The sequence below is a fragment of the Enterobacteriaceae endosymbiont of Plateumaris rustica genome (genome assembly GCF_012562965.1).
GTDB lineage: Bacteria > Pseudomonadota > Gammaproteobacteria > Enterobacterales > Enterobacteriaceae.
This window is the reverse complement of sequence record NZ_CP046228.1, coordinates 80,237-104,533: the sequence shown is the minus strand read 5'-3', so window position 1 is coordinate 104,533 and position 24,297 is coordinate 80,237. Positions and strand designations below refer to the sequence as shown.

The following is a 24,297-nucleotide window of genomic DNA, read 5'->3' as shown; positions in this document are numbered from 1 at the left end:
AGGAAATATTATTTGAATATTATTAAGATGATTGTTGGTTTAGGAAATATTGGAAAAAATTTTATTGGATCACGTCATAATATAGGATCTGATTATATTTATTATCTTGCTAATTATTTTAAAATTAAATTACAAAAAATAAAAAAATTACATAGTTATATTGGTTTTATTTATTTATCAAATCAAAAATTAATTTTATTAATTCCTAATTCTTTTGTAAATAATTCTGGAAAATCAATATTACTTGCATCAAATTTTTATAAAATTATATTAAATAATATTTTAATTATTCATGATGAATTAGATTTTACACCAGGAAAAATAAAATTTAAATTTGGAGGAGGTAGTGGAGGACATAACGGATTAAATGATATAATAAAAAACTTTAATAACAAATTATTTTATAGATTAAGAATAGGTATTGGACATCCTATAAATAAATTAGAAATAAATAATTTTGTATTAGATAAACCTACAATAATTGAAAAAAAAATAATTAATCATTCTATGAAAAATATAATTAATGCTATTAAAATTTTTATAAATACAAATAATTATTATAAAGCTATGAATTATCTTCACTCTAAATAATAGGATTAAAAATGGAATTAAAATGTGGTATAATTGGATTACCTAATGTAGGAAAATCAACATTATTTAATGCATTAACTAATTCAAATGTTAATGCATCTAATTATCCTTTTTGTACAATAGAACCTAATATTAAAATTATTAATATTCCTGATAAAAAATTAGAAATATTATCTAAAATAGTACAATCAAAAAAAATTACTCCATCTACAATAAAATTTGTAGATATAGCTGGTTTAATTAAAGGAGCTTCTGAAGGACATGGATTAGGAAATAAATTTTTAGGTAATATAATAGAAATGAATGCTATTATTCATGTAGTACGTTTTTTTGATGATATAAATATATTAAAATTACATAATAATAATCCAATTGATGATATTAATATTATTAATAATGAAATTATTAAATTTGATATTAATTTATGTATAAAGAAAATAAAATATTTATCTATAAAAAATAATTTTCAAAAAAATTTTAAAAATATAAATTTATTAAATAAATGTTTAAATAAATTGAAAGAAAAAAAATTACTTAATACAATTAATTTTAATATAAAAGAATTAAATAGTCTTAATAAAATTAAATTATTAACTATTAAACCCATGATAATTATCGCTAATATAAATGAAAACAAATTATATAATAAATTATATTTAAATCAATTAAAATTAATATCTAAAAAATATAAGACTATAAAAATATGTGTAAAATTAACATCTATTAAATTTAATAAATTACAAAATTATTATTTAAATAAAATTATTATAGCTAGTTTTAATTTATTAAATTTAAATGTATTTTATACTGTTGGTAAAAAAGAAACAAAATCATGGAGTATTATTAAAGGAACTATAGCTATAGAAGCTGCAAAAAAAATTCATAGTGATATTAAAAGAGGTTTTATTAGAGCTAAAGTAATAAATTATAATGATTATATTTTTTATAAAAATGAAAATAAATTAAAATTAGCGGGAAAAATTAGGTTAGAAGGTAAAAATTATATTATTAATAATGGAGATATAATTCATTTTCTTTTTAAAGTTTAAGATATAGATTATTTATATATTTTCATATACAATTTATTTTATATTAATTTAAATTGATTTATTATGAATATTTATTCTTAATAAAAAAATAAATACATAAAGATGAATAATATGTAATTAGTACAATTATTACTTTAATTATATTATTTCACTAATATTATAAGTGAAATTTGAGAATTATAATATGAAAATTACAAAACCTACATTACAACTAATTACAAATAAAACTGTTTATATAGAAAATCCTACTATTATATATAATAAATTATGTAAACAAAAAAAATATACTTTGTTATTAGAATCAGTTGATATTGATAGTAAAAATCATTTACAAAGTTTATTAATTATTGATAGTGCATTAAGAATTAGTTCAGTTAAAAATACTGTGATTATTAAATCATTTTCTGAAAATGGTAATTTATTATTACAATTATTAGATAAATACTTACCTAAAAATATTACTAATATAAAAAAAATAAATAATCGTTTTTTAATTTTACCAAAAATAAATAAATTTGAAGATGAAGATACAAGATTAAAATCATTATCTGTATTTGATATATTAAGATATATATTAAAATTAGTTAATTTACCTAGTCAAAAAGAAAGAAAAGCTATGTTTTTAGGAGGATTATTTTCTTATGATTTAATATATAATTTTGAAAAATTACCAAAAAAAATAAAAACTCAAAATATATGTCCTGATTATTGTTTTTATTTATCTGAAATATTATTAATAATAGATCATAAAAAAAAAATATCAAATTTACAAGCAAGTATTTATATACCAAATAAAAAAGAATTTAAAAGATTAAATAATCGTGTTAAAGATATTAATAAACAAATTAAACAAACAATAATATTACCTATAAATAATATTAAAAAAAAAAATATTAAAAATATTTCTTATACATGTAATCAAAATGATTTCGAATATTGCAATATTATTAAAAAAATGAAATTTTATATTCAATCAGGAGAAATTTTTCAAGTAGTACCATCCAGAAAATTTTTTATATCATGTTATCATCCTTTATCTGCTTATGATATTTTAAAAACAATAAATCCTAGTCCATATATGTTTTTTATGCAAGATAAAGAATTTATTTTATTTGGTGCTTCTCCTGAAAGTTCATTAAAATATAATTCTATAAATAGACAAGTAGAATTATATCCAATTGCTGGTACTAGATCAAGAAAATATATTAATGATGTTATAAATTTAGATTTAGATAGTCGTATTGAATTAGAGATGAGAATAGATCAAAAAGAAATGGCAGAACATTTAATGTTAGTAGATTTAGCAAGAAATGATTTAGCTAAAATATGTATTCCTGGTAGTAGATATGTAGCAGATTTAACAAAAGTTGATCGCTATTATTATGTTATGCATTTAGTATCTAGAGTTATAGGTACTCTTAATAAAAATTTAGATGCTTTACATGCTTATCGTGCATGTATGAATATGGGTACTTTGACTGGAGCACCAAAAATACGTGCAATGCAATTGATAGCTTTAGTTGAAAAAGAACAAAGAGGTAGTTATGGAGGATCTATTGGTTATTTAACAGGACATGGAGATCTAGATACATGTATAATTATACGTTCTGCTTATATTCAAAATAATCAAGCAATTGTACAAGCTGGTGCCGGAATAGTATTAGATTCAGAACCACAGTCAGAAGCAAATGAAAGTTTTAATAAAGCTAGGGCAGTTTTAAAAGCTATAGCGCAAAGTAATAAGGAGTGATAATTTAATGTCTAATATATTTATTATAGATAATATTGATTCATTTACTTATAATTTAGTTGATCAAATACGTTCTTTAAATCATAAAGTCATTATTTACCGTAATAACATTCCAATTAATTTTTTATTAAAAAAATTAAGTAAAATAAAACATCCTATTTTATTATTATCTCCTGGACCAGGATTACCTAGTAAAGCTGGATTTATGCCTGATTTATTAAAAATTTTAATAGGAAAATTACCTATAATTGGAATATGTTTAGGATATCAAGCAATAATTGAATCTTATGGTGGATGTATTATAAAATCAAAAGAAATTTTTCATGGTAAATCTTCAAATATTATTCATGATAATAAAGATATGTTTTTTGGTATAAAAAATCCTATGAATGTAGCTCGTTATCATTCATTAATAGCTAGTGAAGTACCTAATATTTTAACAATTAATTCAAAATATAAAAATATTATTATGAGTTTTCGTTATAATTATCATAGAATATGTGGTTTTCAATTTCATCCTGAATCTATTCTTACTCCTGATGGAGATATTTTAATGAAAAAAACTATTCATTGGGCTTTATCTTAAAATAAACATTTTAAAGTAATAAAATGATTAATCTTATCTTAAATAAATTATATAATGCTAAAAATATTTCTAAAAATGAAAGTAATTATTTATTTTCAGCAATTATAAATAAAAAATTATATTATAGTCAATTAGTAGCTATATTAATAGCTATGAAAGTAAAGGGAGAAAATTCTGAAGAAATTGCTGGTGCAATAACTGCAATAATATCAAATCAAGTAAAGTATTTTCCTAAACCAAAATATATTATGTCTGATATTGTTGGTACAGGAGGAGATAATATGAATACTCTAAATATTTCAACAGGAAGTGCTTTTATTGCAGCTGCTTGTGGATTAAAAATAGTAAAACATGTTAACTATTGTATATCAAGTAAATCAGGGTCAGCTGATGTATTATCAGCTATAGGAATTCAATTAAATCAATCTAGTACAATTTCTCGTAAATTATTAGATAATTTTAATTTATGTTTTTTATTAGCAACTAAATATAATAATTTTTTTTTAAAATTTATGACTATAAGAAAAGAATTAAAAACAAGAACTATTTTAAATATATTAGGTCCTTTATTAAATCCTGCTAAACCTCAAATTATTTTAATTGGTGTATATAAAAAAAATTTATTACTACCTATTATTCATACTTTAAAAATATTAAAATATGAAAAAGCAGCTGTAGTTCATTGTAATGGAATGGATGAAATATCATTACATGATAATACTAATGTTTTTGAATTAAATAAAAATAAAATTTCTAATTATATATTAACGCCTAAAGATTTTGGATTAGATTATGTTTTAAAAAATGATTTAATTGGAGATGTCCCTGAAAAAAATGCTAAAGATTTAATCAATTTATTAAAAGGAAATTCTACAAATATTAGTTATAAAAACACTATAGCAGCAAATGTTGCTTTCTTATTAAAATTACATGGAAAAAAAAATTTAGTTCAAAATACTAAAATGGTTCTCAATATAATTGATAATGGTTTTGGTTATAAATATATTACTAATTTAATAAATAAAGGTTATATAAAAAAATAATTATGTATCAAAAAAATATTTTGGAAGATATAATAAAAGATAAAATTTCTTGGATTAAAAATAAAAAAAAATATATTCCTATAAAAAAAATTTTTCCATATATAAAAAAAACAAAATATGATTTTTATCATGCATTAAAAAGTAATAATAGTGTATTTATTTTAGAATGTAAAAAATATTCTCCATCTAAAGGATTAATTTGTAAAAATTATGATGTAAAATTTCTTGCACAAATTTATAAAAATTATTCATCTGTCATTTCAGTTCTTACAGACGAAAAATATTTTCAAGGAAGTTTCAATGATATTAATGTTGTTAGAAATATAGTATCACAACCAATATTATGTAAAGATTTTATTTTAGATTCATATCAAATATATTTTGCCAGATATCATTTAGCTGATGCTGTACTTTTAATATTATCCATTTTAAATGATAAAGAATATATTCAATTATCTACAATAGCACATGAATTAAATATGGGTATATTAACTGAAGTTAATAATGAAAAAGAACTTAAAAGAGCAATATATTTAGAAGCTAAAGTTATTGGAATTAATAATAGAAATTTAAATGATTTTTCAATAGATGTTAATAAAACATACAATTTATTAAAATCAAATTATATTCCTAAAAAAATTATATTAATTAGTGCATCAGGAATTAATAATAATCTTCAAATAAGAAAATTAGGTAAACTAGTTCATGGATTTTTAATAGGTTCGGCAATAACATCTAAAAAAAATATTTTATTTGCAGTTAAAAATTTAATTTTTGGAATAAATAAAATATGTGGTCTAAAAAAAATTGAAGATGCTAAAATAACTAATAATTCAGGTAGTATATTTGGAGGTTTAATTTTTGTAAATAATTCTATAAGAAATATTAATATTGAAATTGCAAAAAATATTGTTTTTACTATTAAACCATTATTATATGTAGGAATATTTTGTAATAGTACAATTGAAGAAATTGTTAAAATATCGAAAATATTATTATTATATGCTGTCCAATTACACGGTGAAGAAAATCAAGATTTTATTAATATTTTAAGAAATAAATTACCTAGTAAAATAAAAATTTGGAAAGTTATTAAAATACATAATAAAATTCCTATATATAAATATAAAAATGTAGATTTATATGTATTTGATAATTACTTATCTGGTAAAGGAATAAAATTTAACTGGAAATTATTAAAAGGACAAAATAATAAAAATATTTTATTAGCAGGAGGTTTAAATAAAAATAATATTGCAGAAGCAATAAAATTAAAATGTTATGGGTTAGATTTTAATTCAGGAGTAGAAAATATTTCTGGAATTAAAGATCATTTAAAGATTAAAGAAATTTTTCAAAAATTAAGTAAATATTAAATTTTAATTATTAATTTTTTAATATAAAGGAAATATTTAAATGATTACTTCATTACCTAGTTATTTTGGTAAATTTGGTGGAATGTTTGTACCTCAAATATTGGTACCTGCTTTATTAGAATTAGAACAAGTATTTATTCAATCTCAAAATGATCCAATATTTAAAAAAAAATATAATTTTTTATTAAAAAATTATGTTGGTCGTCCAACACCATTAACAATATGTAATAATTTAACTAAAAATACAAATTCTATTCTTTATTTAAAAAGAGAAGATCTTCTTCATAGTGGAGCACATAAAATTAATCAAGCATTAGGTCAAGCACTATTAGCAAAAAAAATGAATAAAAAAGAAATTATAGCAGAAACAGGTGCAGGACAACATGGAGTAGCCGCATCAATTGTATGTGCACTTTTAGAATTAAAATGTAAAGTTTTTATGGGAGAAAAAGATATAAAACGTCAAATATCTAATGTTTCAAGAATGAAATTATTAGGAACAGAAGTAATTCCAGTTAATCATAATAATGGTACATTAAAAGATGCATGTAATGAAGCAATTCGTTATTGGTCTAGTCATTATAGAGATTCACATTATATGATAGGAACTGCTGCTGGACCACATCCTTATCCTACTATTGTAAGTGAATTTCAAAGTATAATAGGAAAAGAAGTAAAAAAAGATATAATTTTAATGGAAAATAAATTACCTGATATATTAATAGCATGTGTAGGTGGTGGTTCAAATGCAATTGGATTATTTAAAAACTTTATAAAAGATAAATCTGTTCAATTAATTGGAATAGAACCAGGAGGTTTAGGAATTCATACAGGAAAACATGGTGCTGCTTTAAAACATGGAAATATAGGAATATATTTTGGTATGAAAACTGCTATTATGCAAACAAAGGATCATCAAATTGCAGAATCTTATTCAATTTCTGCAGGTTTAGATTTTCCTGCTGTAGGACCAGAACATGTATATTTAAATGATATAGGTAGAGCTAATTATTATTCTATTACAGATAAAGAAGCTATAGAAGCTTTTAAATTATTATGTTCTAAAGAAGGAATAATACCTGCTCTAGAATCTTCTCATGCATTAGCATATGCTTTAAAAATTATTAAAAATAATCCCATAAAAAAACAAATATTAGTAGTAAATTTATCTGGTAGAGGAGATAAAGATATTGCTACAGTGAATAATAATTAATTATAGGTTAATATATATTATATGAAAAAACGTTATAATAATATGTTTCAATATTTAAAAAAAAAAAAAGAAGCTGCATTAATACCTTTTATTACTATAGGTGATCCATCTATAAAAACATTTTTTAAAATAGTAGATACGCTTATTTATAATGGATCGGATGGATTAGAATTAGGAATACCATTTTCTGATCCGTTAGCTGATGGTCCTATAATTCAAAAAGCAAATAAAAGAGCTTTAAATTTAGGAATTAATATTATTAAATCTTTTAAATTAATTAGTATAATTAGAAATAAACATCCTAATATTCCTATTGGAATATTAATATATGTAAATATTATTTATTCTTATGGTATAGATAAATTTTATAGTCAATGTTATAAATCAGGAATTGATTCTGTTCTCATTGTAGATGTACCTATTGAAGAATTTATGCCTTTTTATAAAAAATCAATTCAAAATAAAATTTTACCTGTTCTAATTTGTCCACCAAATGCTAATAATTTTTTATTAAAAAAAATTTCATGTTTTAAATGTGCATATACTTATGTCTTATCAAGATCTGGAATTACTGGAATTAATCAAATAATAAATAATAAATTTAATATTTCTTATTTATTTTCTAAATTAATAGAATACAATGCAGCATTACCATTACAAGGATTCGGAATTTATACTACAAAACATATTAAAGATGCTATTAATAATGGTGCATATGGAGTTATCTTAGGATCATTTATAATTCAATTAATAGAAAATAATCAGCGTAATTCTATTATTTTATTAAAGAAATTAAAAGATATAATTATAAAATTTAAATCTGTAACAATATTTTAAAAAATAATAGTAATAATTTTTATATAAATAATTTTATTTTAATTATTATAGTAATTAAAATTATTAATTATCTTAATAAAAATTTATAAAAATATAAAAATCTATACTAGACAAAAGATAATTTTTAATGATATATAAAGATATATTTAAATAAACAATATTTTTATCATATTTTTATAAATTTTTATTATAAAATAATTATCGATTATTATGAAATTCCTTTCATTTAATATTAATGGTATTAGAGCACATATTCATCAACTTGAATCAATAATTAATTTATATAATCCTGATATTATTGGATTACAAGAGATTAAAGTTGAAAATATAAATTTTCCTAAAGAAAAATTAATAAAATTAGGTTATAATGTTTTTTTTTATGGTGAAAAAAAATATTATGGAGTAGCTTTATTAAGTAAATATATTCCATTAAAAATACAAAAAGGTTTTTTAAATGATCAATTTAATAATCAAAAAAGATTAATAATAATTGATATTCCTAGTTCTATTGGTATTATAAAAATAATAAATTGTTATTTTCCTCAAGGAAATAATTGTAACGATTTTATTAAATTTTCTTCTAAAATTAATTTTTTTAAAAATTTACAACAATTTCTTGAAGATTATGTAGATCCTAATAGTCCTGTTATATTAATGGGTGATATAAATGTTAGTATTTCTAATTTAGATATTGGTATAGGAGAAATTAATCGTAAAATATGGTTAAAAAGAGGTAAATGTTCTTTTTTACCTAAAGAAAGAGAATGTATTAATAAATTATTAAAATGGGGTTTATTTGATATTTGGAGAATAATGAATCCAAAAATAAATAATGTATTTTCCTGGTTTGACTATCGATCTAAAGGGTATTTAAATAATCGAGGTTTAAGAGTAGATGTAATTTTAATTAGTAAAATATTAATACAATATTATATTGATTCAAATATAGAATATTCTATTTATAAAATGATTAAACCTTCAGACCATATTCCAGTTTGGGTTAATTTTAAAATTTTTTAATTTAGTTTTATTTTAATATTAGGTGATAAATGACTATTTTATGGAATTTAATAAAATCTTTTTTTTGTTATACTTGGTTTACATTGAATTTTATTAAAAAATTAATATTAAATATAGTATTTTTATTATTAGTAGCAATAATTGGTTATTATATTTATAATAATTATTATAATCAAATAATAAATTTAAATAAACATAAAAAATATATATTAGAAATTAATGTTCAATCTTTAACAGATGAGATAATTAATCATAATAATATCCTTCTAAGATCAATTGATAAAATTTTTAATTTACCAGATCAAAATTCAACTTTTCAAATTGCACAAGCAATTCTTCGTGCAAAAAAAGATAAAAATATTGGTGCTATTGTATTAAATTTAAATGATTTTATGGTAGAAGATATAACTATAATAAACTATTTAGGTAAATATTTAAATGATTTTAAGTCTTCTGGTAAACTTATATATGCTATAGGAGATATGTATAATCAAAATCAGTATTATTTTGCTAGTTTTGCTAATAAAATAATTTTAGAACCACAAGGAGAATTGGATTTACATGGTTTATCTGTAGAAAATTTTTATTTTAAAAATTTATTAAAAAAATTAAAAGTACAAATAAATATATTTAAAATAGGAGATTTTAAATCAGCTATTGAGCCAATTATAAGAAATAATATGTCTTCAAGCACTAAAATAGTAGAAAAAAATTTAATTAATAATTTATGGAATTATTATTTAGAAACAGTTATAAGTAATCGTAAAATTAGTTTACAAAATTTATTTCCTAATCATAAAGATTTTATTCAAAAATTTAAAAATAGTAACGGAAATTTAGCATTATACGCATTAAATAATAAATTAGTAGATAAATTATCTACAAGATTTGATTTTAAATGTGAAATGATAAAAAAATTTGGATGGGATGAAAAATATCAAACATATAATCATATTGACATAAGTGAATATATTAGTCAAAATTTTAAAGAAAAAAATAAAAATAACATTGCAGTAATAAGTGTTAATGGAGTTTTAAATTATGGTGTCGAAAGTTCTAATATTGTAGAACAAATAAATCAAGTATATTTAGATCCTGATATTAAAGGTTTAATATTAAAAATTAATAGTCCTGGGGGTAGTATAACAGCTGCTGAACATATATATAATGCACTAATTTCTTTAAAAACAATTAATAAACCTATCGTAGTAGTAATGGGAGAATTAGCTGCATCTGGAGGATATTTTATTGCAACAGCAGGAAATTATATTATTAGTAATATAAATACTATTACAGGATCTATTGGTGTGTTTGCTGTTGTACCTACATTTAATAATACTTTAAAAATTTTAGGTATTAATAATGATGGAGTTAATATTGATAATAGCTTGGTAGGATCAAAATATAATGAATTACCTTTAAAAAGTAAAGAAATTTTAAAAGTAGCAGTGAAAGGAAGTTATGATAAATTTGTGTATGTAATTGCTAATGGAAGACATAAATCTATACAAGATGTAAAAAAATTAGCTAATGGTATGATATGGTTAGGACAAGATGCAAAAAAAAATGGATTAGTTGATTCTGTTGGTGATTTTGATTCTGCTATAAAAAAAATTTCTGAATTAACAAAGATAAAAAATGTTTCATTAGAATGGTTAGAAAGTGATATTAATTTATTTCCTCTTAAATTATTAGATTTTCTCCCTTTTGAAATAAAAAATTCTATTTTTTTTAAAAATATTTTTTCATATTTAGAAAATTATTCTATGCAAAAAAAATTATTAAAAAATAATTCATTATTATTAACACAAGAAGTAAATGATCCAAAAAATATATATGCTATATATAATTTAAATATTCATTAATAAAATGTTTAAAAAATAATATTTTAATAAGGAGAAAAATAATGTCTATTAGAATTGCTATTAATGGATTTGGAAGAATAGGTCGTGTTCTTTTCCGTGCTGCACAAAAAAATTCTACAATTAAAATTGTAGCTATTAATGATTTATTAGAAATAAATTATATGGCTTATATGCTAAAATATGATTCTACACATGGTAAATTTAATGGTAGTATTGAAGTAAAAAATCAATATTTAATTGTTAATGGTAATTATATTAATATTTTTTCTGAAAAAGATCCTTATAATTTAAAATGGAATGATTTAGATATAGATGTAGTTATAGAATCTACAGGAATGTTTTTAACTAAAGAATTAGCAAATAAACATATTATTGCAGGTGCTAAAAAAGTTATAATTACTGCACCACCTAAAGATAATAATATTCCTATGTATGTTAGAGGTGTTAATTTTGAAAAATATAATGGTGAAAATATTATATCTAATGCATCTTGTACGACTAATTGTTTAGCACCTTTAGCAAAAATTATTCATGATAATTTTATTATAAAGGAAGGATTAATGACAACAGTACATGCTGTAACTTCAACTCAAAAAACAGTAGATAGTCCTTCTTGTAAAGATTGGAGAGGTGGTAGAGGTGCATATCAAAATATTATTCCATCAACTACTGGAGCGGCTAAAGCTGTAGGATATGTTATACCTGAATTAAACGGTAAACTAACAGGTATATCTTTAAGAGTTCCTGTTGCTAATGTTTCTGTTGTTGATTTAACAGTTAAATTATTAAAAAAAACTACATTAAATAAAATATTTAATAAAATTAAGTTTGCTGCAAATAATGATATGAAAGGTGTTATTGGATATACAGAAGATGATGTAGTATCTAGTGATTTTAATGGAAATACATTAACTTCCATTTTTGATAAAAAAGCTAGTGTATTAATTAGTAGTACTTTTGTAAAATTAATTGCTTGGTATGATAATGAAACAGGATATTCTAATAAAATTTTAGATCTTATAATACATATTACAAAAAAATAGTTAAATATTCATATCTTTTAATAATATTTAGATTTTTGACTGATAAATATTTATTTAAATATTTATCAGTCAAAATATTCATATCAAGTATATAAAATAAATCTTGTTTCGGATATATTATTTAATATTTTTAAAATATAAATTATATATAAAATATTATTTATCATTTATGTTAATACATTAAATTATATTAAAATTAGTAATCCGAAATACAGGAGCAATATTCTTTGGATTTACAATCAATTTTTATTTTATTTATTATAGGATGTATATTAATCACATCTAGTATTTTACTTAGTTCAATCACTTCTAAAATAGGTATTTCTATTTTATTAGTATTTTTAGCAATAGGTATATTATCTGGATCAGATGGTATTGGTAGAATTTCATTTCACAGTTATGAAATAGCAAATATTATTAGTAATTTATCTTTAGCTGTAATTTTACTTGATGGAGGTATGAGAACAAAAATTTCTTCAATTAAAATTGCTTTAATTCCTGCATTATTTTTAGCAACTATTGGAATTTTAATAACCGCTATATTAACAGGAATAATGGCATCTTATTTATTTAAAATACATTTAATATATGGTTTTTTAATTGCTTCAATATTAGCATCTACTGATGCTGCAGCTATTTTTACATCTAGTAAAGGATTAAATGAAAGAGTTACTTCTACTCTTGAAATAGAATCTGGTAGTAATGATCCTATGGCTGTATTTTTAACAACATCAATTATTAAAATGATTAAAATTAAACAATTAAATTTTACACTTCATATATTATTATTACATTTAATTTATTTAATTGAACAATTTACATTAGGAATAATATTAGGTTTAATTGGAGCATTAATATTAAAAAAAATTATTAGTAAGATTATATTAGTTAGTGGATTATATTCTTTATTGATATTAAGTGTAGGTATACTTATTTTTTCTTTGACTAATTTATTAGATGGTAGTGGTATTTTAGCAATTTATTTATATGGTTTTTTTGTTGGTAATTATTGTAATATTTATAATCGTAATAATATCTTACAAATATTTGATGGTATTGCATGGTTAAGTCAAATAACTATGTTTTTAGTATTGGGATTACTGGTTAGTCCTAAATCTTTATTTCATATTGCATTACCATCATTAATCTTATCATTTTGGATGATTTTTTTAGTGAGACCATTATCTGTTTTTATAGTACTATCACCATTTAATAATTTTCATATACGTGAAAAATTTTTTATTAGTTGGATGGGATTAAGAGGTGCAGTTCCAATTATATTAGCATTATTTCCTATAATAGCACAAATAGAAAATGCTATGTTATTTTTTAATATAGCATTTTTTATTGTCTTAATTTCTTTAATTATTCAAGGAAGTTTTTTAAATTTTTTTGCACGTAAAACTAAAGTATTATTACCTTCTATTATTTTTCCTATTCACCGAACTAATTTAAATATAAATTCTAAAGATCAATGGGAACAATTTACTTATATATTAAATTCAAAAACATGGTGTATTGGAACATCATTACGTGATTTATATATGCCTAAAAAAACATTTATTACTGCATTATTTAGAAATGGTAGATTATTAAGACCAACTGGAAATACTATTTTACAAGAAAATGATATAATTTGCATTATGGGTCGTGAAAATAATTTAACAGATTTAGGAAAATTGTTTAGTCAAACAGTTTCATTAATACTTAATCAAAAATTTTTTGGAGATTTTATTCTTGATGCTGAAGCTAAATTATATGATATAGCTAAAATTTACGGTTTAAAATTAAATAAGCATATTAATGTTCAACAATCTATAAGAAAATTGTTAATTTCTTTAATGAAAAGCAATACTTTAGTAGTTGGAGATAATATAAAATGGAATAATATTTTATGGACTATAGCAGAAAAAGAAAATAGTAAAATTACTAGAATAGGTATTAGTTCTATAAAAAATAAAAAATAGTATTTTATATATATATCAAACTTTTTAAATAAATTATCTGCAATAAAATTAATTTTAATCAAAATTATATATACAATTATTTTAAATTTTAATTTATATTAGTAATATTCTTTAATTCCTTGTCTTCCTCCTAAAAGATGTATATGTAAATAAAATATTTCTTGACAACCATGTCTATTACAATTAATAACTATTCTATAACCATTTTTATCTATACATTTTTTTTTTGCTATTTTTGAAGCTACTAGTAACATTCTACCTAAAGTTAATTCATGTGTTTTATTTATGTCATTTAAAGTAGCTATAAAATTATTTGGTATAATTAAAATATGTACTGGACTTTTTGGATAAAGATCATGAAATGCAGTTACTAAATTATCTTGATATAAAATTTTTGTTGAAGTTTTGTGTAATATTATTTTTTCAAAAATATTATTATTTTTCATTTTTTTATATTAATTATAAATTAATTAGATGAATATTTATTTTCTATGAAAATATCCATTTTTGTTTTTAAATTATCAGATTTAGTTCCAAAAACAGCTTGTACACCGTTACCAGATATAATAACACCCATTGCTCCTAAATCTATTAATTTTTTTCGATTAACTTTATTAATGTTTATAACACTTACACGTAATCTGGTAATACAAGCATCTAAATTTAAAATATTTTTTTTACCACCAAAAGCATTCACTAATTGTTCAATATACCCTATTTTTTCTTTTATTATATTATTATTAATATTTGATGAAATATTTAATATTTCTCTACCTGGAGTTCTTAAATTCCATTTAATTATTAAAAATCTGAAGATAGAATAATATATTATAGCATAAAAGCTTCCTATTATTGGAAATAACCATATTTTACTACCATGTCCACTTAATATGATAAAATCAATTAAACCATGAGAAAAACTTGTTCCATTTCTCATACCTAAAAAAATACAAATAGGAAAAGATAATCCAGCTAAAATTATATGTATGACATATAAAATTGGTTCTATATACATAAAAGAAAATTCTATTGGTTCTGTAATTCCTGTAAAAAAAGAAGTTAATGCAGCAGATAACATTAAACTACCTATTTTATTTTTATTTTCTTTTTTAGATGTATGCCATATTGCAATTGCAGCTGCTGGTAATCCATACATTTTAAATAAAAAACCACCTGCTAATTTACCTGCAGTTGGATCTCCTGATATATATCTAGCAATATCTCCGTGATATATTTGTTTTGTTATATTATTAGTAAATGATCCAATTTCCATTTGAAATGGAACATTCCAAATATGATGTAACCCAAAAGGTAATAAAGTTCTTTCTATAATTCCATATATTCCAAAAGCAAGTATTGGATTTTGATAGGCTGCCCAATGTGAAAAACATTGAATAATTTTACCTAAAGGTAACCATATAAAAGATAATAAAACTCCAACAAAAATTGATGTTAAACCAGAAATAATAGGAACAAAACGTTTTCCAGAAAAAAAACCAAGATATTCTACTAATTCAATTTTATGAAATTTATTAAACATGTATGCTGCTATAGATCCTGATATAATTCCACCTAATACTCCAGTATCCATAAGATGTTTTTTTAATATTATATCATATGGTATATTATGTAATAATAGTGGAATAATTACTTCTACAGTTTTAGTTAAAATACCATATGAAATAACAGATGCTAATGCAGATACACCATTATTTTTTGTAAAACCTAAAGCAATTCCTATAGCAAAAATTAATGGCATATTAGAAAAAACAGATCCTCCTGTTTTTTCCATAATATTAGAAATAACTTTTGGTAACCAGTAAAAATTAGCAGATCCAATACCTAATAATATGCCAGCAATAGGTAATACTGAAACTGGTAACATTAAAGATTTACCCACTTTTTGTAAGTTAGCAAACGTATTATTAAACATTATAAAATCCTGATTTTTATTTATTTTTATAAATATATTAAAAAAAATTAATTATTATTTATAATAATTAATTTTTTTTCTAATGATAACAAAAATCTAACTAAAATCAATTTTTGATTAATATTATTAATATTAATTAAACAATTACGATAATATAATAAATCATCTATAATTAAAAATATATTATTTAATTTGATTAAATTTGATATTATTGAAATTAAGTTATATTGATCTACATTATAAAAAAAGTTTTTATTAATTTTTAATTGATATTTTATTACATCTATTAATATTAAATATAACCAATTTAAATATAATAAAATATTTTTATTATTTAATATTTTTAATAAATATAATATATCATATTTTATTGCTGAAATAAAAATTTCATATAAATTTTTTCTTTCTAACCATAAGGAATTATTTAGTATTTTATATGCATTAATCGGAGAGTAATTACATATACGTAATGCAGCTAATATTGTTTTTTTTTCATAAAAATTATTTAATTTTTTTTTTAACCAATATAATCCATCATTTTCAGATGGAGGATGAATATACCATATTTGACAACGACTATATATTGTAGGTAATAAATCATTTTTATGATAACACTGCATAAAAAACCAAGTATTTTTAGGAGGTTCTTCAAGAATTTTTAAAATTGCATTACTAGATGAATTATTTAATTGTTTGGCATATGGTAACCATATTATTTTACCTTGACTATAATAAGAATTATTAGAAATATTATTAATAATATTTCTAATAGTATCTATATTTATAGATATATTATCATAGTTTTTTTTTATAATATATAAATCAGGATGATTACCTGATTTTATTAAAATACAACTTGTACATTTTTCACAACTGTTTAAATGATTTTTATTTATACATAAAATCCATTTAATTAATGCATAAATTAAATCTATTGTACCTATACCATTTATTGAACAAAAAATAAAAGCATGATAACTTCTATTTTTTAGAAATTGGTATAATATTGTTTTATAGTAATTATGTAACCAAGGATAACATAATGATATTATTTTGTAATGTGACATTATTATTTATAATTCCTAATTTTTCGTAATTTTTTATTTGCAAAAATTTAGTTTTAATTATATTTTTTTTAAAATTAATGATGCGTTCGTTCCTCCAAAACCAAAAGAATTACATAATACATATTTCATGTTATATACATCACGTGCAATGTTAGGAACAAAATCTAAATCGAAATCTTTATCAGCATTATTTAAATTAATAGTAGGAGGAACTATTTGATCTCTTAAAGATAAAATTGAATAAATAGATTCTACAGCACCAGAAGCACCTAATAAATGACCAGTTACTGATTTAGTAGAACTTACAAATAAATTTAAACTATTTTTAAAAATATATTTAATAGCATGAACTTCTGCAATATCACCTAATATAGTTGATGTTCCATGAGCATTAATATATTTAATTTGACTATAATCAATTTTTGCATCTTTTAATGCATTAAACATAGCTAAAATAGCCCCTTCACCATATTTAGATGGTGAAGTAATATGATAAGCATCATTACTCATACCAAATCCTACTATTTCAGCATAAATATTTGCATTGCGTTTTTTAGCATGATTATATTCTTCTAAAACTAATATTCCAGCTCCATCACTTAAAACAAATCCATCCCTATCTTTATCCCAAGGACGACTAGCTGCTTTAGGATTATTATTTCTTTTGGATAATCCTCTTGTTGCACAAAATCCACCTAAACCTAAAGGAGTTATTGCTTTTTCTGAACCACCTGCTAACATTACATCAGCATCATTATAAGCTATTATTCGTGATGCTATTCCAATATTTTGCATAGCAGAACTACAAGCACTACTTATAGATATAGTAGGTCCTTTAAAACCATAATCAATAGTAATATTTCCTGTTATCATATTAATCATTGTAGAAGGAATAAAAAAAGGAGTTATTTTATTTGGACCTTTATTATATAATAAATAATAATTTTTTTCCATTAAACCCATACCTCCCATTCCAGAACCTATTGCAGCACCAAATCTATGAGCATTTTTTTCATTGACAATTATTCCAGAATCTTGTATTGCTTGTTTAGAAGCAACTATTCCATATTGGATAAATAAGTCCATATTACGTATTTTTTTACTTAAAATAAAATTTTTATAAGAAAAATTTTTTATTAATCCTGCAAATTTAGTAGTATATTGATTTGTATCAAAATCACTAATTAAATCAATACCACTATTTCCATTAATAACATTATTCCAACTAGTTTTTAGTGTATTTCCAGTGGGTGTAATAAGACCCATTCCAGTAACAACAACTCTACGTTTTAACATATTTTTATTATAAAATTATTTTTTATTAAATTATATCAAAGGATGAATTTAATATTTTAATTCATCCTTTTGATGATTATTTAATTTTTAAAATTATTAAAATAATTTATTGCTTCTTGAACAGTAGTAATTTTTTCAGCATTTTCATCTGAAATTTCAGTATCAAACTCTTCTTCTAGAGCCATGACTAGCTCAACAGTATCAAGGGAATCTGCTCCTAAATCTTTTGTAAAAACATCAGTATTAACAATATTTTCTTGTTTAATACCGAGTTGTTCACTAATAATTTTCTTAATACGTTTTTCTGTGGAACTACTCATACTATTAAATTTCCTATAAAACTAATTTATGCGATGATTCGCTATTTATTTAACTTTGAAAAAATTAATTACTTATTAATATTTTTATTAAAAATAAAATTTTAATTTTAAAAAAATTTAATATTAATTTATATAATAAATATTATTTTAAGACATATACAAACCACCATTAACATGTATTGTTTCACCTGTAATATAAGATGCTTTATCAGAAGCTAAAAATGCTACAACATCAGCTATTTCTTGTGGTTTACCAAAACGTTTAAAAGGTATTTTTGATAAAATATTATTTTTTATATGTTTTGAAATTTTAAAAGTCATATCAGTTTCAATAAATCCAGGTGATACAATATTAACAGTAATTCCTTTATGTGCTACTTCTAAAGCTAAAGATTTACTAAATCCCATTAAACCTGATTTTGATGTTGCATAATTAACTTGTCCTATATTACCTATAGAACCTATCACAGAACCTATAGTAATAATACGTCCAAATGATTTTTTTAACATATAACGTATAACTTCTTTTGATAATTTAAAAACAGAAGTTAAATTAGTCATTAAAACATTATTCCATTCATATTCCTTCATATTTATAAGAAGATTATCAGAAATAATAGCAGCATTATTTACTAATATATCTATATTTCCAAATTTATAACGAATATTTTTTAAAAATTTTTTAATAGATGAAGAATTACTTATTAAATTTAATACTAAACCAATACCTTTTTTATCTAAATATTTATTAATAATTTTTACACCATGAATACTTGTAGATGTTCCAATTACATTAGCTCCATAATATGCTAAAGTATTAGAAATGTAATATCCTATACCTCTACTAGCACCTGTAACTAAAGCTAATTTTCCTTTTAAATTCATATTATTCTCATATAATTATATTTTTTTAATGCAATAGATAATGTTTTAGAATTATTTATTGAAATAACATCTAAATTATTAAAAATTTTTTTAGTCATTTTTGCAAGTATATTTTTTGGTCCAAATTCTAATAAATTATTTATATTTTTATTAGATATATATTTTATACATTCAATCCAATTTATTGGATTATATAGTTGATGTATTAAATTATATTTAATTTTTTTTAGAGATGTTTCACATTTTATATTAAGAGTATTCACAATAGGAATTTTAGGATAATTGAACGTAATATTATTTAAAAAATTTTTAAATTTTTTTACTATTGGTTTCATTAATAAACAATGTGAAGGTATATTAATTTTTAATGGTATGCTATAAGCACCTAATGATTTACATATATTAACAACTCTTAATATAGCATTTTTGTTACCACTAATTATTACTTGATTATATGTATTATAACTAGATATATTAACTATATTATTTTTTGATTCTTGTTTACAAATTTTTTGAATTAAAATCTTATCTAATCCTAAAATTGCTTGCATAAAATACCCATCAATATTATTTTCTTTTAAAGAAAAAGATATTTCTTGCATTAATTTACCTCTATAATGAACTAATCGAATAGCATCATGAAAACTAATAACTTTACTACATAACATAGCTGTATATTCACCTAAACTGTGACCAGCCATAATATTAGGAATTATATTATTTTTTTGTATCCATAATTTATATATTGCAAAAGATGATATTAATATAGCAGGTTGAGTATAATAAGTTATATTTAGTTTTTTTAAAGGACCTTTTTGGATTAAATTCCATAAATCATATTCTAAAATATTAGATGCTTTTTGAAAAATTTTTTGAATGATTGTATGGTTATAATACAAATCTAATAACATTCCAACAAATTGACATCCCTGACCAGGAAAAATAGCTGCTATTTTTTTTTTTTATATTGAATATATGTATTACTATTGATTGTCAAATCAACACTCCTTTAATAATTATGTTAAAAATAAAATTATTAATTTAATATTTTTTTACCTTTATAAAAACCATTCGATGTCATATTATGGTATAAATGTTTTTTTCCTGATTTTTTATCAAATAATAAAATTTTATTTTCAGATAATGAGTTATGAGAACGACGCATACCTCTTTTAGATCTAGATTTTTTACTTTTTTGTACAGCCATATACTATTCCTTTATTTTTTATATATAGATAATATATAAATTATATATTTAAATATTATGATATTCAATAAAAAATACTTGTACAATTAATAATTTAATTTTAATAAACAATTATTTAATTCATTATTTAATGGAGCATAAATACAAATTTTTTTATTTGTTATTGGATGCATAAATTTTATTTTTTGTGCATGTAAAAATAATCTATTTAAACCTATTTTTTTTTTTAAATTTAAATTAAAATTAATATCTCCATAACGTTGATCATAAGCAATAGGATGACCGATATGAGACATATGTACTCTAATTTGATGAGTACGTCCTGTTAAAGGTGTTATGTTTAATAACATCATAAATTTGTAATATTTTATAATTTTAAATTTTGTTTCTGAATATTTACCTAATGTACTATGTGTTATTACTTTAATTTTATTATTATTGTTTTTTTTTAATAAAAAACTTTTTATAAAACCGTAATTATTTTTAGTATAATTTCCTTTAACTAAAGCTATATAATTTTTTAAAATATTATTTTCGCGGAATTGTTTATGTAATATTTTTAATATTGATCTTTTTTTTGCGATTAATAATATACCAGAAGTTTCTTTATCTATTCTATGTACTAATTCTAAAAATTTAATTTTTGTAAATATAATACGAAAATTTTCAATAATACCAAAATTTATACCACTACCTCCATGAACAGCAATTCCTGAAGGTTTATTTATTGCAAAAATATATTTATCTTCAAACAAAATCATTTTTTTAAAAAAATCAATTTTCTTTTTATTAAGTAATATTTTATTTTTTTGAATATTTTTTATATATATTAAAGGAAATTGTAGTATATCTTGTGATTTTATTTTAAAATTTGGTTTTACTTTTTTTTTATTAACTCTTATTTTTCCTTGTCTTAAAATTCTATAAATAAAACTTTTAGGAATATTTTTAAATTTTGTAATTAAAAAATTATCAACTCTTTGTAAATCTATATAATTAGGTATTATTAATTGATTATTTATTTTTTTATACATAAAATTTTGAAAATCCATATAAATAATAATAACTATTTATTAATAAAAATAATTATTTGAATAGTATATTTTTATGTTAGAATGAATAATTAAGATTATTTATTATATTTTTACTATTTAATAAATAAAACATACAAAAAAACCATTTTATTAAGAATAACATATAAAAATAATATTTAATATTTTTTTATTAAAAATATTAATAAATTATTTTAGTAATCCTTTTCTAAAATAAATACTATATTTTATATAATTAAATAATTTTAATAAAATGATAAATTTTATATAAAAATAATGAGTAAGTTATAATGAAAAGAATGTTAATAAATGCCACTCAACACGAGGAATTGCGTATAGCTATAATTGATGGACAAAAATTATATAATTTAGATATATCTAATAATAATTATAAACAAAAAAAATCTAATATATATAAAGGAAAAATTTCTCATATTGAACAAAGTTTAGAAGCTGTTTTTGTAGATTATGGTACTAGTAAACATGGATTTTTACCTTTTAAAGAAATTGCTAATGAATATATTACTAATAATTTAAATAAAATTATTTTAAAAAAAAAAAATATTAAAAAATATTTATATGAAGGAAAAGAATTAATCGTACAAATTAATAAAGAAGAAAGAGGAAATAAGGGAGCATCATTAACTACATTTATAAGTTTAGCAGGAACATATTTAGTTTTAATGCCTAATAATCCTAAAGTAGGAGGAATTTCAAAAAGAATTGAAGGTGAGAAAAGAAATGAATTAAAAAAAATTTTATTATCATTAAAATTACCTAAAGATATGGGTTTAATAATACGTACTGCAGGATTAGGTAAAAATAATCAAGAATTAGAATATGATTTACAATTTAGATTAAAGCATTGGAAATTAATTAATAAAATAGCTAATAGTAAGCCAGCACCATTTTTAATACATCAAGAAAGTAATGTAATTATGAGATCATTTAGAGATTATCTTTGTACAGATATTAATGAAATTCTTATAGACAATCCAGAAATATTAAAATTAGCTAAAAAATATATTAATTTATTAGGAAGATCTGATTTTAATCATAAAATCAAACTATATTCTGGTAAAATACCATTATTTAGTTATTATAAAATAGAATCACAAATAGAAACTATATTCCAAAGAAAAGTAAATTTATTTTCTGGTGGATCAATAGTTATTGATACAACTGAAGCACTTACATCAGTTGATGTAAATTCTGCTAAAGCAACTAAAGGAATAAATATTGAAGAAACAGCTTTTAATATTAATTTAGAAGCAACTGATGAAATTGCAAGACAATTAAGATTACGTGATATAGGTGGTTTAATTGTTATTGATTTTATTGATATGTCTTCTTTAGAACACCAAAGAGCTGTTGAACAACGTTTAAGAAATAAAGTAAATCAAGATAAAGCTAAAATACAAATGAATCATATATCAAAATTTGGATTATTAGAAATGTCTCGTCAAAGGATTAATTCATCTTTAAGAGAATTAAATCACTTTATTTGTCCTAGATGTATAGGAAATGGAACTATAAGAAATAATAAATCATTATCTTTATCAATTTTAAGATTAATTGAAGAGGAAGCATTAAAAGATAATACTAAAGAAATATATGTAATAGTTCCTGTAAAAATAGCTTCATATTTATTAAATCAAAAAAGAAAATTTATTAATACTATTGAAAATAGAAAAAATGGTATACGAACTTTTATTATTCCAAATGATCAAATAAATACTCCTAATTATTCTATTTTACGTATTTGTCATGGAGAAGATAAGAAAAATATTAATAATTCTATAATAAAAATTTATAATTTAAATTATAAATTTTACCATAATAAATATTTATATTCATTCTTCAAAAAATATTTAATTCAAAATAAAGAATTAACAATTAAAAATCAAAATAAAATTATTAAAAAGAATAAAAATTTTGTTTTTTTTTCAAAAATTAATAATATTATAAAAAAAAATTTTAATCATAAATTTAATAATATTAAATTAAATCTTATTAAAAAAATAATTTATTTTATACAAAAAATTATTTTCAAAAGATTGAAGTTTTTTTTAATAAAATTTATTTAAATTATAAGTTTTATTTATTAATCTTTTTATCAAATAAAAAATAAATTTAAAAAAATTTTAATTATTTAAAAAAATTAATTTTATAATATTTTTTTCTAAAAATTGTTTTA

The 24,297-nt window shown here is 20.4% G+C and carries 21 protein-coding genes and 1 pseudogene; 13 read left to right on the top strand and 9 right to left on the bottom strand.

Annotated elements, in window-relative coordinates:
• Nucleotides 1-12 precede the first annotated feature (12 nt).
• From pth to GJT82_RS00455, 12 genes are all read left to right on the top strand, one after another.
• A complete protein-coding gene (gene pth / locus GJT82_RS00510; protein WP_168819175.1) occupies nucleotides 13-591 on the top strand; it encodes an aminoacyl-tRNA hydrolase in 579 nt (192 codons plus the stop codon).
• A gap of 11 nt (nucleotides 592-602) precedes the next feature.
• The gene (ychF, locus tag GJT82_RS00505; protein ID WP_168819173.1) at nucleotides 603-1,640 is read left to right on the top strand and encodes a redox-regulated ATPase YchF; all 1,038 of its coding nucleotides are present in this window, start codon (nucleotides 603-605) and stop codon (nucleotides 1,638-1,640) included.
• 184 nt (nucleotides 1,641-1,824) lie between these two features.
• The gene (locus GJT82_RS00500) at nucleotides 1,825-3,390 is read left to right on the top strand and encodes an anthranilate synthase component 1 (protein WP_168819171.1); all 1,566 of its coding nucleotides are present in this window, start codon (nucleotides 1,825-1,827) and stop codon (nucleotides 3,388-3,390) included.
• 7 nt (nucleotides 3,391-3,397) lie between these two features.
• The gene (locus GJT82_RS00495) at nucleotides 3,398-3,976 is read left to right on the top strand and encodes a glutamine amidotransferase-related protein (RefSeq protein ID WP_168819169.1); all 579 of its coding nucleotides are present in this window, start codon (nucleotides 3,398-3,400) and stop codon (nucleotides 3,974-3,976) included.
• 26 nt (nucleotides 3,977-4,002) lie between these two features.
• Nucleotides 4,003-5,019 (top strand): anthranilate phosphoribosyltransferase, encoded by a 1,017-nt coding sequence (gene trpD / locus GJT82_RS00490; RefSeq protein ID WP_168820006.1) that lies wholly within the window; start codon nucleotides 4,003-4,005, stop codon nucleotides 5,017-5,019.
• A 2-nt stretch (nucleotides 5,020-5,021) separates the two neighbouring features.
• The gene (trpCF, locus tag GJT82_RS00485) at nucleotides 5,022-6,395 is read left to right on the top strand and encodes a bifunctional indole-3-glycerol-phosphate synthase TrpC/phosphoribosylanthranilate isomerase TrpF (protein ID WP_168819167.1); all 1,374 of its coding nucleotides are present in this window, start codon (nucleotides 5,022-5,024) and stop codon (nucleotides 6,393-6,395) included.
• 40 nt (nucleotides 6,396-6,435) lie between these two features.
• Nucleotides 6,436-7,608 (top strand): tryptophan synthase subunit beta, encoded by a 1,173-nt coding sequence (gene trpB / locus GJT82_RS00480; RefSeq protein ID WP_168819165.1) that lies wholly within the window; start codon nucleotides 6,436-6,438, stop codon nucleotides 7,606-7,608.
• A 21-nt stretch (nucleotides 7,609-7,629) separates the two neighbouring features.
• Entirely contained in the window at nucleotides 7,630-8,445 is an 816-nt protein-coding gene (trpA, locus tag GJT82_RS00475; protein WP_168819163.1) for a tryptophan synthase subunit alpha, read from the top strand.
• A gap of 210 nt (nucleotides 8,446-8,655) precedes the next feature.
• A complete protein-coding gene (gene xthA, locus GJT82_RS00470) occupies nucleotides 8,656-9,465 on the top strand; it encodes an exodeoxyribonuclease III (protein WP_168819161.1) in 810 nt (269 codons plus the stop codon).
• Nucleotides 9,466-9,494: 29 nt separating this feature from the next.
• Nucleotides 9,495-11,330, top strand: a complete 1,836-nt coding sequence (gene sppA / locus GJT82_RS00465; protein WP_168819158.1) for a signal peptide peptidase SppA — start codon at nucleotides 9,495-9,497, stop codon at nucleotides 11,328-11,330.
• A gap of 41 nt (nucleotides 11,331-11,371) precedes the next feature.
• Entirely contained in the window at nucleotides 11,372-12,373 is a 1,002-nt protein-coding gene (gene gap / locus GJT82_RS00460) for a type I glyceraldehyde-3-phosphate dehydrogenase (protein ID WP_168819156.1), read from the top strand.
• A gap of 227 nt (nucleotides 12,374-12,600) precedes the next feature.
• A complete protein-coding gene (locus tag GJT82_RS00455; RefSeq protein ID WP_168819146.1) occupies nucleotides 12,601-14,340 on the top strand; it encodes a potassium/proton antiporter in 1,740 nt (579 codons plus the stop codon).
• 98 nt (nucleotides 14,341-14,438) lie between these two features.
• Here GJT82_RS00455 and GJT82_RS00450 read toward each other — a convergent pair whose 3' ends face one another.
• The 9 genes from GJT82_RS00450 to GJT82_RS00410 all read right to left on the bottom strand — a co-directional run bounded on the left by GJT82_RS00450 (nucleotide 14,439) and on the right by GJT82_RS00410 (nucleotide 22,082).
• Nucleotides 14,439-14,786: an HIT domain-containing protein gene (locus GJT82_RS00450; RefSeq protein WP_168819144.1), complete on the bottom strand. Its 348-nt coding sequence runs from the start codon at nucleotides 14,784-14,786 to the stop codon at nucleotides 14,439-14,441.
• Nucleotides 14,787-14,806: 20 nt separating this feature from the next.
• Nucleotides 14,807-16,273, bottom strand: coding sequence for a PTS glucose transporter subunit IIBC (gene ptsG, locus GJT82_RS00445; RefSeq protein WP_168819142.1), 1,467 nt, complete (start codon nucleotides 16,271-16,273; stop codon nucleotides 14,807-14,809).
• 47 nt (nucleotides 16,274-16,320) lie between these two features.
• The gene (locus GJT82_RS00440) at nucleotides 16,321-17,340 is read right to left on the bottom strand and encodes a DNA polymerase III subunit delta' C-terminal domain-containing protein (protein WP_168819140.1); all 1,020 of its coding nucleotides are present in this window, start codon (nucleotides 17,338-17,340) and stop codon (nucleotides 16,321-16,323) included.
• A 57-nt stretch (nucleotides 17,341-17,397) separates the two neighbouring features.
• Nucleotides 17,398-18,636 (bottom strand): beta-ketoacyl-ACP synthase II, encoded by a 1,239-nt coding sequence (fabF, locus tag GJT82_RS00435; RefSeq protein ID WP_168819137.1) that lies wholly within the window; start codon nucleotides 18,634-18,636, stop codon nucleotides 17,398-17,400.
• Between the two features lie 80 nt (nucleotides 18,637-18,716).
• The gene (acpP, locus tag GJT82_RS00430) at nucleotides 18,717-18,956 is read right to left on the bottom strand and encodes an acyl carrier protein (RefSeq protein WP_168819135.1); all 240 of its coding nucleotides are present in this window, start codon (nucleotides 18,954-18,956) and stop codon (nucleotides 18,717-18,719) included.
• 147 nt (nucleotides 18,957-19,103) lie between these two features.
• Nucleotides 19,104-19,841, bottom strand: coding sequence for a beta-ketoacyl-ACP reductase (locus tag GJT82_RS00425; RefSeq protein ID WP_168819133.1), 738 nt, complete (start codon nucleotides 19,839-19,841; stop codon nucleotides 19,104-19,106).
• The gene (fabD, locus tag GJT82_RS00420) at nucleotides 19,838-20,785 is read right to left on the bottom strand and encodes an ACP S-malonyltransferase (RefSeq protein WP_281348981.1); all 948 of its coding nucleotides are present in this window, start codon (nucleotides 20,783-20,785) and stop codon (nucleotides 19,838-19,840) included. The genes GJT82_RS00425 and fabD overlap by 4 nt, the downstream gene beginning before the upstream one ends.
• 92 nt (nucleotides 20,786-20,877) lie before the next feature.
• Entirely contained in the window at nucleotides 20,878-21,048 is a 171-nt protein-coding gene (gene rpmF, locus GJT82_RS00415) for a 50S ribosomal protein L32 (protein ID WP_168819131.1), read from the bottom strand.
• 86 nt (nucleotides 21,049-21,134) lie between these two features.
• Entirely contained in the window at nucleotides 21,135-22,082 is a 948-nt protein-coding gene (locus GJT82_RS00410; RefSeq protein WP_168819129.1) for an RluA family pseudouridine synthase, read from the bottom strand.
• Between the two features lie 308 nt (nucleotides 22,083-22,390).
• On the opposite strand from GJT82_RS00410, the pseudogene rne reads away from it, so the two are divergent.
• Nucleotides 22,391-23,914: pseudogene (rne, locus tag GJT82_RS00405) on the top strand (ribonuclease E); the annotation flags it as partial.
• Nucleotides 23,915-24,297 lie beyond the last annotated feature (383 nt).